General features: G+C 37.4%; 18 protein-coding genes. 15 read left to right on the plus strand and 3 right to left on the minus strand.

Annotation, left to right across the window (positions count from 1 at the left end):
- Positions 1-32: 32 nt before the first annotated feature.
- Positions 33-1,346: a nucleotide sugar dehydrogenase gene (locus tag ACPWSR_RS08365; RefSeq protein WP_426351227.1), complete on the minus strand. Its 1,314-nt coding sequence runs from the start codon at positions 1,344-1,346 to the stop codon at positions 33-35.
- A 143-nt stretch (positions 1,347-1,489) separates the two neighbouring features.
- Between ACPWSR_RS08365 and ACPWSR_RS08370 the strand changes: the two genes are divergently transcribed.
- Positions 1,490-2,263, plus strand: a complete 774-nt coding sequence (locus tag ACPWSR_RS08370) for a hypothetical protein (RefSeq protein ID WP_426351228.1) — start codon at positions 1,490-1,492, stop codon at positions 2,261-2,263.
- Positions 2,264-2,325: 62 nt separating this feature from the next.
- Here ACPWSR_RS08370 and ACPWSR_RS08375 read toward each other — a convergent pair whose 3' ends face one another.
- Positions 2,326-3,021, minus strand: a complete 696-nt coding sequence (locus ACPWSR_RS08375) for a hypothetical protein (RefSeq protein ID WP_426351229.1) — start codon at positions 3,019-3,021, stop codon at positions 2,326-2,328.
- A 211-nt stretch (positions 3,022-3,232) separates the two neighbouring features.
- On the opposite strand from ACPWSR_RS08375, the gene ACPWSR_RS08380 reads away from it, so the two are divergent.
- From ACPWSR_RS08380 to ACPWSR_RS08395, 4 genes are all read left to right on the plus strand, one after another.
- On the plus strand, positions 3,233-4,681 hold the full coding sequence (locus tag ACPWSR_RS08380; RefSeq protein ID WP_426351230.1) for a hypothetical protein: 1,449 nt from the start codon (positions 3,233-3,235) through the stop codon (positions 4,679-4,681).
- Positions 4,682-4,804: 123 nt separating this feature from the next.
- The gene (locus ACPWSR_RS08385; protein WP_426351231.1) at positions 4,805-5,074 is read left to right on the plus strand and encodes a DUF3343 domain-containing protein; all 270 of its coding nucleotides are present in this window, start codon (positions 4,805-4,807) and stop codon (positions 5,072-5,074) included.
- Between the two features lie 104 nt (positions 5,075-5,178).
- Complete coding sequence (locus ACPWSR_RS08390; protein WP_426351232.1) at positions 5,179-5,463, plus strand: hypothetical protein; 285 nt, start codon at positions 5,179-5,181, stop codon at positions 5,461-5,463.
- Between the two features lie 72 nt (positions 5,464-5,535).
- The gene (locus tag ACPWSR_RS08395; protein ID WP_426351233.1) at positions 5,536-6,348 is read left to right on the plus strand and encodes a DNRLRE domain-containing protein; all 813 of its coding nucleotides are present in this window, start codon (positions 5,536-5,538) and stop codon (positions 6,346-6,348) included.
- A 61-nt stretch (positions 6,349-6,409) separates the two neighbouring features.
- On the opposite strand, the gene ACPWSR_RS08400 is transcribed toward ACPWSR_RS08395, so the two are convergent.
- Entirely contained in the window at positions 6,410-8,200 is a 1,791-nt protein-coding gene (locus tag ACPWSR_RS08400) for a tetratricopeptide repeat-containing glycosyltransferase family 2 protein (RefSeq protein WP_426351234.1), read from the minus strand.
- A gap of 197 nt (positions 8,201-8,397) precedes the next feature.
- Here ACPWSR_RS08400 and ACPWSR_RS08405 point away from each other — a divergent pair, with 197 nt between their 5' ends.
- The 10 genes from ACPWSR_RS08405 to ACPWSR_RS08450 all read left to right on the plus strand — a co-directional run bounded on the left by ACPWSR_RS08405 (position 8,398) and on the right by ACPWSR_RS08450 (position 15,055).
- Positions 8,398-8,586 (plus strand): AtpZ/AtpI family protein, encoded by a 189-nt coding sequence (locus ACPWSR_RS08405; RefSeq protein ID WP_426351235.1) that lies wholly within the window; start codon positions 8,398-8,400, stop codon positions 8,584-8,586.
- Positions 8,579-8,935 carry a hypothetical protein gene (locus ACPWSR_RS08410; RefSeq protein WP_426351236.1) on the plus strand — a complete coding sequence of 119 codons (357 nt, stop codon included), beginning with the start codon at positions 8,579-8,581 and terminating at the stop codon, positions 8,933-8,935. The genes ACPWSR_RS08405 and ACPWSR_RS08410 overlap by 8 nt, the downstream gene beginning before the upstream one ends.
- A 2-nt stretch (positions 8,936-8,937) precedes the next feature.
- The gene (gene atpB / locus ACPWSR_RS08415) at positions 8,938-9,627 is read left to right on the plus strand and encodes a F0F1 ATP synthase subunit A (protein WP_426351237.1); all 690 of its coding nucleotides are present in this window, start codon (positions 8,938-8,940) and stop codon (positions 9,625-9,627) included.
- A 67-nt stretch (positions 9,628-9,694) separates the two neighbouring features.
- Complete coding sequence (atpE, locus tag ACPWSR_RS08420) at positions 9,695-9,940, plus strand: ATP synthase F0 subunit C (protein ID WP_426351238.1); 246 nt, start codon at positions 9,695-9,697, stop codon at positions 9,938-9,940.
- 27 nt (positions 9,941-9,967) lie between these two features.
- Positions 9,968-10,483: a F0F1 ATP synthase subunit B gene (atpF, locus tag ACPWSR_RS08425; protein WP_426351239.1), complete on the plus strand. Its 516-nt coding sequence runs from the start codon at positions 9,968-9,970 to the stop codon at positions 10,481-10,483.
- Positions 10,471-11,007 (plus strand): ATP synthase F1 subunit delta, encoded by a 537-nt coding sequence (gene atpH / locus ACPWSR_RS08430; protein ID WP_426351240.1) that lies wholly within the window; start codon positions 10,471-10,473, stop codon positions 11,005-11,007. Before atpF ends, atpH begins: the two co-directional genes overlap by 13 nt.
- Before the next feature lie 20 nt (positions 11,008-11,027).
- Positions 11,028-12,545: a F0F1 ATP synthase subunit alpha gene (atpA, locus tag ACPWSR_RS08435; RefSeq protein ID WP_426351241.1), complete on the plus strand. Its 1,518-nt coding sequence runs from the start codon at positions 11,028-11,030 to the stop codon at positions 12,543-12,545.
- Between the two features lie 2 nt (positions 12,546-12,547).
- Positions 12,548-13,390 (plus strand): ATP synthase F1 subunit gamma, encoded by an 843-nt coding sequence (gene atpG, locus ACPWSR_RS08440; protein ID WP_426351242.1) that lies wholly within the window; start codon positions 12,548-12,550, stop codon positions 13,388-13,390.
- Positions 13,391-13,403: 13 nt separating this feature from the next.
- The gene (gene atpD / locus ACPWSR_RS08445; RefSeq protein WP_426351243.1) at positions 13,404-14,807 is read left to right on the plus strand and encodes a F0F1 ATP synthase subunit beta; all 1,404 of its coding nucleotides are present in this window, start codon (positions 13,404-13,406) and stop codon (positions 14,805-14,807) included.
- Complete coding sequence (locus tag ACPWSR_RS08450) at positions 14,804-15,055, plus strand: hypothetical protein (RefSeq protein ID WP_426351244.1); 252 nt, start codon at positions 14,804-14,806, stop codon at positions 15,053-15,055. Before atpD ends, ACPWSR_RS08450 begins: the two co-directional genes overlap by 4 nt.
- Positions 15,056-15,098: the final 43 nt, after the last annotated feature.

Here is a 15,098-nt window from a genome sequence, read left to right on the forward strand (position 1 = left end):
CTCTTATTTTTATAAATTTTCATAAGTAGCTTTTATAATAGTATGATATTTTCTCTGCTTTTTAAGCTTCCCATAGCATTTTTAGTATCTAGTATTAATTTAGAGTTTTCTTGGATAAAAGCATAATCTATTATTCTATGGCTGGTAGTAATTATTGTTAAGTCTGCTTCTTTTAGTGCTTCTGAAGTAAGCTCTTTAATGCCGGTAATTATTTCACCTTTATATAAGTATGCTTTAATATATGGATCGTAATAGGATACAGAGGCTCCGTGTTTTATTAGAAGCTCTATAACCTTCAATGCGGGACTTTCTCTATAGTCATCTATATCCTCTTTATAAGCCACACCTAACACAAGAATCCTTGAGTCTTTAAGAGGCAGCTTTCTTGAATTTAAAGCCATTGCTGCTCTCTCTACACAGTATTCTGGCATCTTATCATTAATCATCCCTGAAGCTTCAATCAGTGAGGTGTGAAAGCCATACTCCCTAGCCTTCCAGGCTAGATAATAGGGATCTAAAGGGATACAATGTCCTCCTAGACCAGGACCAGGATAAAAGGGTTGAAAGCCATAGGGCTTTGTTTTAGCAGCCTCTATAACCTCCCAGATATTTATATTCATCTTATGACAGAGGATTGCTAGCTCATTGACCAAGGCAATATTTACATTTCTATAGGTGTTTTCTAGAAGCTTTTCCATTTCCGCTACTTTAGGGCTGGATACTACATGAATATCACTTTGAAGCACTTCTCCATACATAGCAGAAATAACCTCAGCAGCCTCTTCTCCTATGGCTCCTACTACCTTGGGGGTGTTCTTTGTTTTATATTTAAGATTTCCTGGATCTACTCTCTCTGGAGAATACCCTAGATAAAAGTCTCTGCCACAGACAAAGCCAGAGCCATTTTCCAGTATAGGCTTAAGAAGCTCTTCAGTAGTTCCAGGGTAGGTGGTAGATTCTAATACTACCATGGTATTTTTCTTCATGTATTTAGCAACGGCTTCTGCAGAGCTCTTGATATAGCTCATATCTGGTTGTTGATATTTATCTAAAGGTGAAGGGACACAAATAGCTATAAAGTCTGCCTTAGCTATATCTGAGTAATCTGTAGTGGCGGAAAGGAATCCTGAGCTAACTAATGCTGAAAGCTCCGAAGATACCACGTCACCTATATAATTGTAGCCTTTGTTTACCATAGCTACTCTTTTTTCCTGTATATCAAAGCCCAGGGTTTTAAAGCCTGCCTTTGCTTTTTCCACAGCTAATGGAAGACCTACATATCCAAGGCCCACTACAGCAACTATTATTTCTTTATTATATATTTTATTTAAAAGTAAATTCTTCAAGCTGCTCACCTTACTTTTCATTAGGATATTTTGTTACACTTTATAATATTCATTTCATAGGGGCTTGGCACAGAAATAAAGGAATAAAAAGGAATAATCAAGAATATTATTTCTTGAGGATATTATTATAATGGAGGGAGCATATGCTTAATAGTTATCATAAAAGCGAGCCTAAGAGTCCTGTAATTGTAAAAGCTGCAGGAAAGGAGCATTGGTTTTTTCTATTAGAGGATAGCGAGGGGGATAAATCAAGAACTCTATATCATAGATATCCTTATAAGGATTACTGGAAGGAAGAAAAGGTTGTTGAGCTTCAAGGAGAGTATTATATGTCCTGCTATAATCATGAGATTTATATTCTATATTGCAAGGATGAAGCTAGAGGAATATATAGGATCCTAAAATATAGTCATAAGAAAGTATGGGAAATTTTCGAAAGAAACCTTCTTCTTAAAGATGTACATAGTATCAGCTTTTTTATTTCTCCCAAGGGCTTAGGTTTTATTCTTTTCTCTAAGGAGAAAGAGGAAGGTAGGACTCAAGGGCTATACAAGGATTTTAATTATTCTTATTTTCCTTGGTGCTATGAGAATTTTTTTAATCAAAGAGACGGATTTTCAGCTGATATTGTTATAGAGCAAAGACAATTTGTATATGAAGAAGCTTTATATGGAATGCTTTCACGAGAAGAGCTATCCAGACCTTTAACTGATAAGGAAAATAATAGTCAGAAGCCATATAAGAGCATATTAATGGATATTTCCAGCTATTATGAGGAGGTTATTTATAACCTTCAAGAAAAAATTGAACAGGTTAATGAAGAAAAAAATCAAAGAATAAGAACTCTCTTAAAGGTAATTGAGGAAAAGGAAAAAATAATCGATAGATTATATAATTTAATTAAATTAAAAAGGTAGCTATTTATGGCTACCTTTTTAGAAGCTAAGAAACTAATTACTATCCTAAGAGGTTACTATTGTTATTCTACTGGTGGTGGTGGTGTTGGTGGTGGGCAGTTTCCTAACAGAGAATTAAAGGTTACTTCAAATTGAATTGCCTGACCATTACCTCCACAGGTTTCTACTAAGGTTGAAACTAATCCAACCTGTATATTGTTGCAGGTAAGAAGAGCTGTATTATTGCATATTGCCAATGCTTCTGGAAGAGTAGCATATATTCCTATTCTTGAGTTTACACAGAAGGTATCGGAACAGCAAATTCTTGTGGTACCTGGAACAGCTTCACAGGTTACAGGGGGCACAGCTACAGGGCCAGTAATCCCGGATACATTGACGATGTAAGGTATACAGCCTGATAATCTAACCTCAAATACTGTAACATCTATTGGTGTAGGACAATCGGGAGGTGTACAGGATATGGTAGTAGGATTTACAAAACAAGATAGCTGAGTAGTGGTAAAAAGTATATTTTGATTAGTAACAGGTATTGTTGGATCTACAGGAGAAGTTACAGGAACAGTGAATTCATTGGGTACAGATACTATACAGCAGGAGGTTCCTAAAATTGGATCATTTAAAGCTGCAGGCTCAGCATTTATAATATTTGCCAGCTCTTCCTCAGCTCTTTCAGGAGTTAGGGGCTCTTCATTAACTGTAGTAGCCACATGCTCACTGATTTTTTCCATTTCTTTTATGATTTCTTGAATATTTTTCATTATGTCATCCCCTTAACAATCTTAATGAGGTTCTGTTTTAATATTATTTTACTCTTATAGATTTAAAGTGTTACTGATATTAAACAAAAAAATATATTCAAAGAAAGGTAAGAAAACTAGAATATTCAAAGGGTTTTCCTAAAGATTAGTTATAAGATTTGCACCTTCAGGCATAACCTATAGTATATAATCCATTAAAGGGGAAGAGATGATGATAGAGGTTAACAAGGATTTTTATGTTATAGAAAGGAGCAATGGCACTCTTTGGTATATAAACCATGAAAAGAATAAAGGGATTACTTACAAGATTATCAAAAATAGGGTAGTTATAAATTCAGGCCTTCTCTTGAAGGATGTAAAAGAAGGCTTTTCCTTAGAAGTTCTTTCTAAGGAGGTCATGGCAATTTTCTATGAAGACCTAAAAGGAAATCTTATTCTTCATCTATTTAATGAAATAAACTGGAGAGTATATCCTCTTCTTAATAGAGAAGGAAATGGAGAAGTTAGCTTATATTATAAGGCTGCAACTTATAATAGCCGATTATATCTTTTTTATAGTATTTATCGAGAGGATAGTGGAAAAACTCTTCTTGTTTATCATACTGTGGATGGAAATGGAGAGCTTTCAAGTCCCAGAATTATTGATGAACTAAATTTTCAATACGAAATGCCTTTTTATGTATCAACTTCAGAGGATAATAGCTTATATATTTTATATCAAAGATTTAATGACGATCATGAGCTAGGATATAGAGTTTTAAAGGATAATTCCTCTTACTGGTCAGAATTATATACCATAGATAGGAATGTCAAGCCTTTTATAGATTTATCGTTGTTAAAGCTTAAGGATAAGATTCATTGTCTATATTTAATACAGGATGAGTATAATCTAGTTCTCTGGATAAAAGATGGTGAAGAGATAAGAAAGCACTTATTTATCTCCGAAAATAATATTTCCTCAGGAGTTCTTTTTTTCCTTGAGGAACAACTATGGGTGCTGTGGATTGAGGGGGAGTATATATTTGCCACTTTTTCTTTAGATGGTGGAGAGTATTTTAATTTGCCTCCACAGGGGGAGTGCCTAAAGGAAAATAAGGTTTATAAGGGAATGTGTAAGCTTAAGGCTATAGGGGCAAATAAAGATTTATACATAAGAGAAATTTTTTTTGCCGATAGAGAGGAGACTACAGCTCTAGTTTTGGATGATATAGCAAATATATTTACTCCGGGAAGAAATGACAGATATACCTTTTATAAGAAAAATAGTATTCAGGAAATAAAGGCTAAAATGGCTTATAAAAAGGAAATGGCAGATAAGGATATATTGATAAAGGAATTATATAAAAGTATAGAGGAGCACCGTCAAAGAGCTGAGAGCTATGAAAAGAAGCTGAAAAATGTTGCTAGTACTATAGAAATTTTTAATAAAAGTAAGGAAGAGCTTAATGAAGGGGTTACCTATCTTCAGGATAAGGTAATAACGAAAGAAAAGAGGTTAAATGAACTAGAATCTCTATATGTTGAAAGAGAGGAAGAACTAGCTAAGGTCACTGCTAAGCTTGAAGCTATGGAAAGAAAGCTAGAGAGAGAAGGAAAATCTTCCTCTAAAACTCCATTAAGGGAGTTGTTTTCAGCACTCTTTGATAAAAATAGAGAATAATTAGAGATAAATCTGCCAGGATTTTTAAGCACTGATATTATAATTCTTCATAAATATATAATATATTTATATTGTATATTTGGAAGGGTGATGAGACCTGTGAATGTTAATGAAAGTCAGTACATGTTTATATTTAATTCTACCAATCAAGGAATGCTTCTATACAATGAAATGAAGAAAGAAGGGTTAAATCCATTAATGACTTCAACGCCCTGTGGTCTTAGAAGGGGCTGCAATCAATCAATTATAATTTCTTTAGAACAAGTAGAAAAGGTAATAGAGCTTGTAGAAAAGAAGGAAATTAAGGTTGTAAATATTTATAAGATTGTAAAGAAAAATAATCAGAATACCTATGTTCCAATAAAAAAGATTATTAGTTCTACAAAAAATTAGAGGCACTTTATAACTTGTTTTTAATTGTATGTGTCAGATTTTTATCAAAAGCATATATTGTACTAGGATGTTAATCCTTAATTTGTTCACAGGAGATGAAAATCATGGCATTAACTATTAATTTTGATACCCCTCAAAGTGGAAGCTCAAGGGTCATAGTGGTAACAGGAACTGTTGCAGCTAATACTACTGGATATCTTTTTATAGACCTTGATGTAACTAATGCTGTTACACCTACTAGAGATAGAAGTTTTTATAGGGTTGTTGTGTATGATAATTCTGCTAGCTCTACTCCTTTAGCAGTAAGTGCGACCTATGCTATGGCTATAGTTCCAAAGGTATTTGGATCCGATACGGTATCTGTTTCAGGTGCATGGTCATACGTTTAATATAGCTTAAGAAATTTGGCATGGAGCTTATGGCTCCATGCTGTTACTTAAGAATAAAAAGAGGTGATGACCTTGCAAAATATTATGCTTCCAGCAATAAAAAGTTTAACAGTAACCAGTAAAATTCCCAATGGAAATATAAATGAAGGAGAGATATTTGTAGGAGGGGAAGACGGTTATAAATACGTAAGCTATTTGCTTTTTGATATTTCTACAATACCAAGTAATGCTTCAATAATCAGTGCTGAGGTAGTTTTATTTAAAACTAATAATTTTAGTGATACTCCACCTTCCCAAGGAATATATATATATCCATTAATGGAGTATTTTAGCAGCTATACTACCTTTAATGAATCTCCAGGGGTTACTACACTTACAAGCTCTATTCTAAACCCAGCTACTGCCAAGGTAGCTGTCAGTGCTGATTTAACTTTTATAGTAAGCTTATGGCACTTGAATAAGCTTCAAGTACCAGGTATAGCACTTATTCCTAGAGATGACAATATCCTTTGGAGCTTTGGTTCTGCAATATCAAATGATACCTACCTAATTCCTTTTCTTAAGGTCGTATTTAATTCCATTGAAACCTCTTCTTGTAATATTCATTGTCCTGCAGTATCAGGGAATGTTGCTGTGACAAAAGAAGTGAGGCTTATTGGCACTGTTGCGGCAGCTTCTAAATATGCATCAGTGATAGATGTAGAGGTAGAAAGAGTAGGTACAGGAATAAAAGATAGCTATTACGTAACAGATGAGTTTGATAACAGTTTAAGTGGAAACCCATTGCCTGTAGATAAAACCTACAATATAGCAATAGTCCCAGGACTTAAGCCTGGTGACACAGAAACTGTGGAACATTACGGCTCCTATAGAGGCTTAAATTAAATAAGATAAGGAAGAGCTTTCAGTTATAGGCTGAAGGCTCTTCTTTATGATTAATATAGTTTTATTTCATTAATATTTCTAGTCCTTCTCGATCATAACAATCAAAAAGCTGTATCGATCTTTTGATTTCAGTTTTTGCATAGTCAGTATATCCAAGGCTATGATAGAGCTTTCCTAAGGCTAGTAATATATTTTTGTTATCAATAAGTGTTAGTAGCTTAACTGCAGCTTCAAAGATGTCATATAGCTGATTCATTAGTAATATAGAAAGGATATCGATGATTATATTAAGATAATCCTCTTCCTCTTTTATAGTGGAGATATCCTCCGTGGCCTCATCAGTTAATAAAGCAATTAGGCTTTCATATACTTTAATCTGCTTTTGTTCTGTAGCTGAAGGAGAAAAGCTGGAGCAGTGACTTAAAAGGTTCTTAGCGCTATCATATTCTCTTAAAATAACCAATGCTAGAGCCTGATTGAGTTTAAGGATTATATTAGATTTCTCAGGAGAATTTTCATTAATCCCTTCCAGTGCTATACACTCCTCAAAGCTACCGGATCTCAACAAGGCTGAGAGCCTAAGGTCTAATAGTTTTTCATTGATACCAGAGAGTTTTTCCTGCAAGTCTATATATTCTAGTGCTGCTTCATAAAATCCTTCAGTATAAAATACCTCTCCTAGTATATGAAATCTATTAGGATCGGAAGAGATAAAGCCTTCTAATATATCCTTCATTTCTTTTATTGAGGTTTTTTTTATTGTTAGTATGTGAGCAATATCATATAAAGGGTTATAGAATCTAGGGTTATATTGAAGTGCTTTAACTAAAAAGCTATAGGCCTTGTCATATTCCTTTAAGCTAATAAGAAGGGTACCAATTTCGCAAGCAGCTTTAAAGGTTCCAGTTCCATAGAAAAACTTCAAAGGAGAAGGTGACTCTCCTATTTCCAAAGCTTTTTCTAAGGCATCTAATTGAGAGAGAGGCATTGCCAAAGTCTTATAAATCAGTGCTTTGTAAAAATGAATATCTGCTGCCTTTGGATAATGCTTAAGTCCAATTTCAATGAATCTTAATGCATTCTCATAATTCTTTTCCCTATAATTTAAAATTATAATTCTCAAAATTAAAATATAGCTATAACCTAGGTCTGGCTGAAAACTATCAAAAGCCTTATAAAAACAATCTAAGGCGTCTTTATTTTTATTGAGGTTGGAGTATTCGGTCCCTAAGTTAAAATTTGCAAAAGGATTCTGAGGATCGTTTTTGAGCTGTTCAAGGATTAAGTTCATAGTTCTATTGCTTTTATTCTTACCCTTAATCACTTTATCTAAATATCCATAATGATGAACCTTTGTTGATGAAAATATAATGTTTTGCATATTTTCAGGGTAAATAAGTTGGTTATGGACCTCCCCCTCGTAATGGATTCCTAGATGATTTGGAAATAGTCTAGGGTTTAAGTTTATAGTTACATTGTTTTCATCAGGTGTATCCCCATGATAACTGAGAGTCTCGAAATTATAGATATAATCCTTGCTTAAGGGTTTTTCAAGGAAGCTTTTCAAGATTTTCTGATCTTCAGGAAATATAACATCATCTCCATCAAGAATAAAAATCCAGTTCTTTGTAGCCTTCTCTAGTGAAAAGTTCCTAGCCTCGCTAAAATTATTGTTCCAGGGATAATGATATACCTTTGCTCCAAAGGTTTCAGCTATCTCTACAGTTCTGTCTGTTGAGCCCGTATCTACCAGAATGATTTCCTCCACAATTCCTTGGGCACTTTCAAGACACTGGGGAAGATATTCTTCTTCATTTTTTACTATCATGCATAGGCTGATAGAATTATTCATAACATAGTTCCTCCAAAATATAAATTGATGGATTTAAATGACAATAAAATACCATATATAGTATGATGCTTCAGGTGGTTTTGATAAGAAAAACTTATTGATGACTAAAGGTTGCAAACCCAAATTATGGCTGGTATATTTATTGCCCTTTTGACTGAAAATAATCAAAGAATAAGAGAAGGCGTATAGAGGTTGCCATGAGAAATACTATTGTTTGGAGATTCATAGCTAGGATAACCATAGGAATCGCCCTTGCCATATGGCTTTGTGGCTGGCTGGACCGGCTGCTTAACACAGCTCCCTGGCTTATGCTCTCCTCTTTACTTTATGTTATTATCGGAAGCTTATATCTATTAGTAAAGGAGGCCATGGGAAAGGATGAATAAATCACTTTACACATCCATAATCATAAGATCGTTGATAGTTATTGGGGCTTTTTATGTAATAGCCTATATACTCACCAGAAGTAATTACATTGCTTTAGGCTTTGTGGTAGGAGGGATTACCAGACTTGTAGGCTTTATATCCATAGCCATATCCTCAGAATATATCTCTGAAAGCGCCAGGCCAGGCTCCATAGCAGCAGTGCTTTATATAATAAGGCTTATCTTTTATGGCTTTGTAGTATCCTGGTCTATCATTAAGGGAATCAATGTAATATCACTATTAGTAGGCTTTTTGATTCTTAATTTTATCATCTATGGAGCTAGGTGGAAGCTCAGGAGGGCTAGTTAATCATGGAGGGTATACTTATTACCATTGGAGACTTTAGTTTTTTAGTTCATCAGAGTATATTAATTTGGTTTGGAGTGCTTGTTTTTGTAGGAATTTTCTTAGCCTGGGGAGGTAGGCGAATAAAAAGAGCGGATCCTACCAAGGAGCCAGAGGGAGCTGTTTTAGTATTTGAAAATATAGCAAACCTTGCAAAAGGAGTTATTGGAGCTAATTTAAATGAAAGGACCTGGAGGTATCTACCTTTTTACGGCACTATTATGATATGCATGGCTATCAGTAATCTCATGGGACTTCTTGGTCTCCAGCCACCCACCTCCAATCTCACCCTAAATTTAACCCTAGCCCTAATGATGGTTATACTGATTCATGGCACGGATATAAGGCTTCATGGGATTAAGGGTAAGCTTAAGTCCCTGGCTGAGCCAATAGTTTTTCTATTTCCTCTTAATGTCATAGGAGATTTGGCTCTTCCTGTATCCTTGACTCTACGTTTATTTGGAAACCTCCTGGGAGGGACTATTATCATAGCCCTTCTCTACAATATGATACGGGCAATAATGCCCTTTGGTATTTTAGCCTTTGCAGTAACACCCTTTCTACATCTTTATTTTGATGTCTTCACTGCTTTTATGCAGACCTACATCTTCTTTATGCTCACCTCCTTCTTCCTATCGGAGGTATTGGAGGATTAGAAGCTTAGGCTACAAGAAGCTTATTAAAAGTAAATAAATATTTCATTTATGTAAGGAGGAATTTTAAGTGGATTTTAATCAATATTTTGTATCTGGTCTTGCACTCCTTGGTGCAGGGATAGCAATGATAGGTGGCTTAGGACCTGGAATAGGTCAGGGCATAGCAGCTAGTAAGGCCTGTGAGGCTGTAGGAAGGAATCCAGAGGCGGCCGGTGAAATTCGTGCCATGATGGTTCTAGGCATAGCTCTAGCTGAAACCACCGGTATTTATGCCCTGGTTATTGCCTTAATATTAATATTCTTGAATGGCTAGATTCTTTTTTGTAAGGAGGTTTCTTCTATGATCAATATAGATAATTATTTACGGCTCAACATAGTAGATGCTTTGTTGGTACTCATATCAACCTTTTTAATTGTTCTCCTAGCAAGGAAGTACTTCTGGAGTATTTTAAAGGATTATCTAGATAAGCGTCAGGAATATGTAAAAGCTCAGCTTCAGGAGGCAGAGGGCAGAAACAAAGAAAGTGAGAGCTTTCTTGCGGAGTCTAGAGGAGAGCTTACAAAGGCCAGAAAGCAGGCAGAGGAGATTCTACAGATGGCAGAAGCCGAGGCCAGGGAAGAATCTAATATGATAATTGCCGAGGCAAGACAAAAGGCGCAAGACCTCCTGGAGAGGGCAAGAGCTGAAATAGCTATGGAAAAGAAGGAAGTCGCTGAGGATATGAAGGTGCAGATGGGAGTTATTGCCTTAGCTGCAGCGAAGGAGATAATTGAAAAGGAAGTGGATGAAAAGGCTCATCGTAAGTTTATTGAGGATTTCATCCATGAAGCAGGTGGAGGAGCATGGGGAGCATAATCTCAAAGAACTATGGAGAAGCACTTATAAGCATTGCAGAGGAAGCTGACTCCCTGAAGGAGTACAAGGAAGAGCTTCAGAGCCTCCGTGATCGCTTAGATAAAAATCAAGAGCTTTTAAAGGTCATGGACATTCCCTGGATATCAAAGAAGGATAAAAAAGAGATACTCAGAAAGGTGTTTTCCTCTGATGGTTACATAATGAATTTTATAGAGCTTCTCGTGGATAAAAATAGATTTTCTTATCTGGAAGAAATATGTGAGGAGTTTATAGATAGAGCAAATGAAAAGCTTAATATCCAGGTGGTTGAGGTTACCTCCGCTGTGGAGCTAGAGAGAAAAGAGCTTAAAGAAATAAAAAAGCTTTTAGAAAAAAAGCTCGGCACGGATATTGATATCAGAACCGTTGTAGATAGATCTTATATTGCTGGTATGAGGGTAAAGATTAAAGATAAGGTTCTAGATAATACCGTTCTTAGTAAGCTTGAAGCTATTAAGGAGAGGATTACGAAGGTGGTAATATAGGAAAATTGGGGTGAAAGCATTTGAAACTTAAAGCAGAAGAGATAAGTAAAGTAATTCAGGCTCAAATTAAGAGCTACAATAAAACCTTAGATATTTCAGAGGTGGGTACTGTAATAAGCCTTGCCGATGGCATAGCATTGATTCATGGACTAGAAAATGCCATGGCAGGGGAGCTATTATTATTTCCTCATGATACCTATGGAATGGTTTTAAATCTTGAAGAAGGCCATGTGGGAGCTGTTCTCCTGGGCTCTGATGACAACATAAAGGAAGGAGACGAGGTAAGGCTTACCCATAAGGTGGTAGAGGTAGCTGTTGGTGATGAGCTTCTAGGAAGGGTAGTAAATGCCTTGGGTGCTCCCATCGATGGTGGGCCAGAGATAAAGGGCACTAAAACAAGACCAGTGGAAAGAGTTGCTCCCGGTGTTATGACCCGTAAGTCTGTTCATCAGCCCTTAATGACTGGTCTTAAGATAATAGATTCCATGATTCCCATAGGAAAAGGGCAAAGAGAGCTTATCATAGGAGATAGACAAACGGGAAAAACAGCCATAGCCATAGATGCTATTATAAATCAAAAAGGAAAGCAGGTTAACTGCATATATGTAGCCATTGGCCAAAAGGCAAGCACCGTGGCACAGATTGTTGAAAAGCTTCGCCATCATGGAGCCCTGGAATATACTACAGTGGTTGCTGCTAGAGCTTCTGAGCTGGCTGCTCTTCAATACATTGCCCCTTATACTGGCTGTGCCATTGGTGAGGAATGGATGGAGCAGGGAAAGGATGTACTGATAGTTTACGATGATTTAAGCAAGCATGCTGTAGCCTATCGTACCATCTCTCTTCTTATAAGAAGGCCTCCAGGAAGAGAAGCCTATCCTGGGGATGTATTTTATCTCCACTCAAGGCTTCTGGAAAGGGCTGCAAAGCTTAATGATGCTTTAGGAGGAGGCTCCATGACAGCTCTGCCTCTCATTGAGACTCAGGCAGGTGATATATCAGCCTATATACCTACCAATGTTATCTCCATAACTGATGGTCAGATATTCCTTCAAACAGAGCTCTTTAATGCTGGAGTACGGCCAGCAGTGGATGTGGGCCTCAGTGTTTCAAGGGTAGGAAGCGCCGCTCAGACTAAGGCCATGAAGCAGGTATCTGGCTCTCTTAAGCTGGAGCTTGCGCAGTATAATGAGCTTTTATCCTTCACCCAGTTTGGCAGTGATTTAGATGAAGCTACAAAGGCTGCTATTGATAAGGGAGCGAGGCTTACGGAGCTTTTAAAGCAGGATCAATATTCTGCCCTTACCCTCTCAGAGCAGGTTGTTTCTCTATTCACTGCAAAGGAAGGCTTGCTTAGGGACATCCCCGTGGAGAAGGTGAGAGATTTTGAAAAAGGTCTTCACAGATATTTTAAAGAAAAGCAAGGAGAGCTTTTAGCTGAGATTGAAAGGGAAAGAGCTTTAAGTGACAAGCTTTCCGGTGATTTAAAAAAGGCTATCGGTGAATACTTAGCTGAGTATAAGCTCAGGGGTGAATAACAATGTCACAGGGAATGCAGGTTTTAAGAAGCCGCATCAAAACTACCGAAGCAACCATGAAGATAACCAGTGCCATGGAGCTCATGGCCAATGCAAAGCTTATGAAGATAAGAAGTGATATGGAAAGAAATAGAGAATACAGTCAGGTGCTTTTTGAAACTCTCCAGGAGCTTCTTTCAAATAATAAGGATATTGATAGTGAATATCTAAAGGAAAATAATTCCCATAAAGGACTATACATCATATTTAGCTCAGATTTAGGCCTCTGTGGCGGTTATAACAGCAATATGCTTAAATATGCCTTAACCTTCTTGAAGGAAGGAGACTTAATCATAGCCATAGGCTCTAAGGCACGAAGCTATTTTTTAGCTCGAGGCTTTAAGGTGATAAATGACTATATAAGCAGTGATAACTTAAGCCATGAAGTAGCCTCCAACCTTATAAACAAAGCCCTTGAGCTGTATTTAAGGGGCGAGGTAGGAAGTCTTAAGATCATTTATACGAGATTTGTTAATATACTAAGCTATGAACCGGAAAGTGAGACTATGCTTCCAGTGGATGCTGAAAGGTATTCAGAGGCTTCTTCCCCTCAAGAAACAATATTTGAACCCAGTGCTGAAGAAATCTGCAGCACACTGATTCCTTTAGCCGTAAGCTCAAGGCTTTATAGTCTGTGGTTGGAGACTAAGACCAGTGAGCAGGCTTCTAGAAGGGTTTCCATGGAGCATGCTACTGATAATGGTGAGGAGCTTAAGGAAAAGCTAAAGCTGCAGTACAATAGAGCCAGGCAGGCGGCAATCACTCAGGAAATCACAGAGATTGTTGCCGGTGCAGGAGCACTTTAGGAAAGGAGGACTTATGCACAATATAGGTAAAATAGTGCAGGTGATTGGACCTGTTTTAGATATACGTTTTGAAAGAGATAGCTTACCTGCCTTAAACAATGCAATCATAGTAAATATTACTGATAAAGAAAAAATCACTGTAGAGGTAGCACAGCATATTGGAGATGATACGGTAAGGTGCATAGCCATGGCAAGCACCGATGGAATAGTCAGAGGCATGGAGTGTCAGGATACTGGAGCTCCCATATCTGTTCCTGTGGGCAGGGAAGTATTAGGTAGAATGTTCAATGTAATTGGAGAAACTATAGATGGCTTGGGTCCTGTGGACTCAGAAAAGAAAATGCCTATTCATAGACCGGCACCCTCCTTTGCTGAGCAGCAGACCTCTGCAGAGATACTGGAAACAGGAATCAAGGTTATAGATCTTTTATGTCCCTATGCTAGAGGAGGTAAGATAGGACTTTTTGGTGGAGCAGGTGTAGGTAAAACTGTACTTATGCAGGAGCTTATTCATAACATAGCTAAGGAGCATGGAGGAATGTCCGTTGTAACAGGTGTAGGAGAGAGAACCAGAGAAGGTAATGATATGTATCATGAAATGAAGGATTCTGGAGTTTTAGATAAAACCGTTCTGGTATATGGTCAGATGAATGAAAGTCCTGGTGCCAGAATGAGGGTTGCTCTTACAGGTCTCACCATGGCGGAGTATTACAGGGATGAAGAAAAGGCTGATGTGCTTTTATTCATAGATAACATCTTTAGATTCACCCAGGCAGGCTCTGAGGTTTCAGCCCTTCTTGGAAGAATGCCTTCTGCTGTAGGCTATCAGCCTACCCTTGCTACTGAGATGGGTCAGCTTCAGGAGAGAATTACCTCCACGAGAAATGGTTCCATAACCTCAGTTCAGGCTATTTATGTTCCAGCTGATGATTTGACAGATCCAGCACCAGCTACTACCTTCACCCATCTAGATGCAAAAACTGTACTGGATAGAGGTATTGCAGCTCTGGGAATCTATCCTGCGGTGGATCCTTTAGATTCCAGCAGCCGTATGCTTGACCCAATGATAGTGGGAGAGGAACACTATAAGGTAGCCAGGGGAGTTCAGCAGCTTCTCCAGAGGTATAGAGAGCTTCAGGATATTATAGCTATATTAGGAATGGATGAGTTATCTGAAGAGGACAAAATCACTGTTAATAGAGCAAGAAGAGCTAGAAACTTTCTCTCTCAGCCCTTTCACGTGGCAGAGCAGTTTTCCGGCATAATGGGAAGATATGTACCGGTTCAGGATACCATAAACAGCTTCAAGCAGCTTCTAGATGGAAAGCTGGATAATTTATCAGAGCATGCCTTTATGTTTGTGGGTACCGCTGAAGAAGCCATAGAAAAGGAAAAATCCTTAGGAGCTACAAGATGATAACCGTGAGAATAGTAACTCCTCAAGGACTTTATAAGGAAACAGAGACCTCCATAATCAATGTAGCTACTACAGGAGGGGAGTTGGGAATTCTTCCTAATCACCTCCCTTTAGCTGCTATGCTTAAGGAATCAAAGCTTAGACTAACAGAAAAAGAGGGAGTAGAGGAATATAAGCTCAAAGGAGGGCTTATATATTTTAAAAGAAACAAGGCAACGATTCTAACTCCTTCTGTGGAGCATATATAGTACTTTACTGAAATTATAAAACGCCTCCCAAGGGATGGGAGGC

Source organism: Alloiococcus sp. CFN-8 (genome assembly GCF_049943125.1).
Lineage (GTDB): Bacteria > Bacillota > Clostridia > Clostridiales > Clostridiaceae > JAEXZL01.

Coding starts and splice junctions, on each gene's coding strand:
- atpF (WP_426351239.1), top strand. CDS start 9,968: ATGATCAATATAGATAATTATTTACGGCTCAACATAGTAGATGCTTTG.
- ACPWSR_RS08400 (WP_426351234.1), bottom strand. CDS start 8,200: ATGAATAATTCTATCAGCCTATGCATGATAGTAAAAAATGAAGAAGAA.
- ACPWSR_RS08450 (WP_426351244.1), top strand. CDS start 14,804: ATGATAACCGTGAGAATAGTAACTCCTCAAGGACTTTATAAGGAAACA.
- atpH (WP_426351240.1), top strand. CDS start 10,471: ATGGGGAGCATAATCTCAAAGAACTATGGAGAAGCACTTATAAGCATT.
- ACPWSR_RS08385 (WP_426351231.1), top strand. CDS start 4,805: ATGTTTATATTTAATTCTACCAATCAAGGAATGCTTCTATACAATGAA.
- ACPWSR_RS08410 (WP_426351236.1), top strand. CDS start 8,579: ATGAATAAATCACTTTACACATCCATAATCATAAGATCGTTGATAGTT.
- ACPWSR_RS08405 (WP_426351235.1), top strand. CDS start 8,398: ATGAGAAATACTATTGTTTGGAGATTCATAGCTAGGATAACCATAGGA.
- atpD (WP_426351243.1), top strand. CDS start 13,404: ATGCACAATATAGGTAAAATAGTGCAGGTGATTGGACCTGTTTTAGAT.
- ACPWSR_RS08390 (WP_426351232.1), top strand. CDS start 5,179: ATGGCATTAACTATTAATTTTGATACCCCTCAAAGTGGAAGCTCAAGG.
- ACPWSR_RS08380 (WP_426351230.1), top strand. CDS start 3,233: ATGATAGAGGTTAACAAGGATTTTTATGTTATAGAAAGGAGCAATGGC.
- atpB (WP_426351237.1), top strand. CDS start 8,938: ATGGAGGGTATACTTATTACCATTGGAGACTTTAGTTTTTTAGTTCAT.
- ACPWSR_RS08370 (WP_426351228.1), top strand. CDS start 1,490: ATGCTTAATAGTTATCATAAAAGCGAGCCTAAGAGTCCTGTAATTGTA.
- atpG (WP_426351242.1), top strand. CDS start 12,548: ATGTCACAGGGAATGCAGGTTTTAAGAAGCCGCATCAAAACTACCGAA.
- ACPWSR_RS08375 (WP_426351229.1), bottom strand. CDS start 3,021: ATGAAAAATATTCAAGAAATCATAAAAGAAATGGAAAAAATCAGTGAG.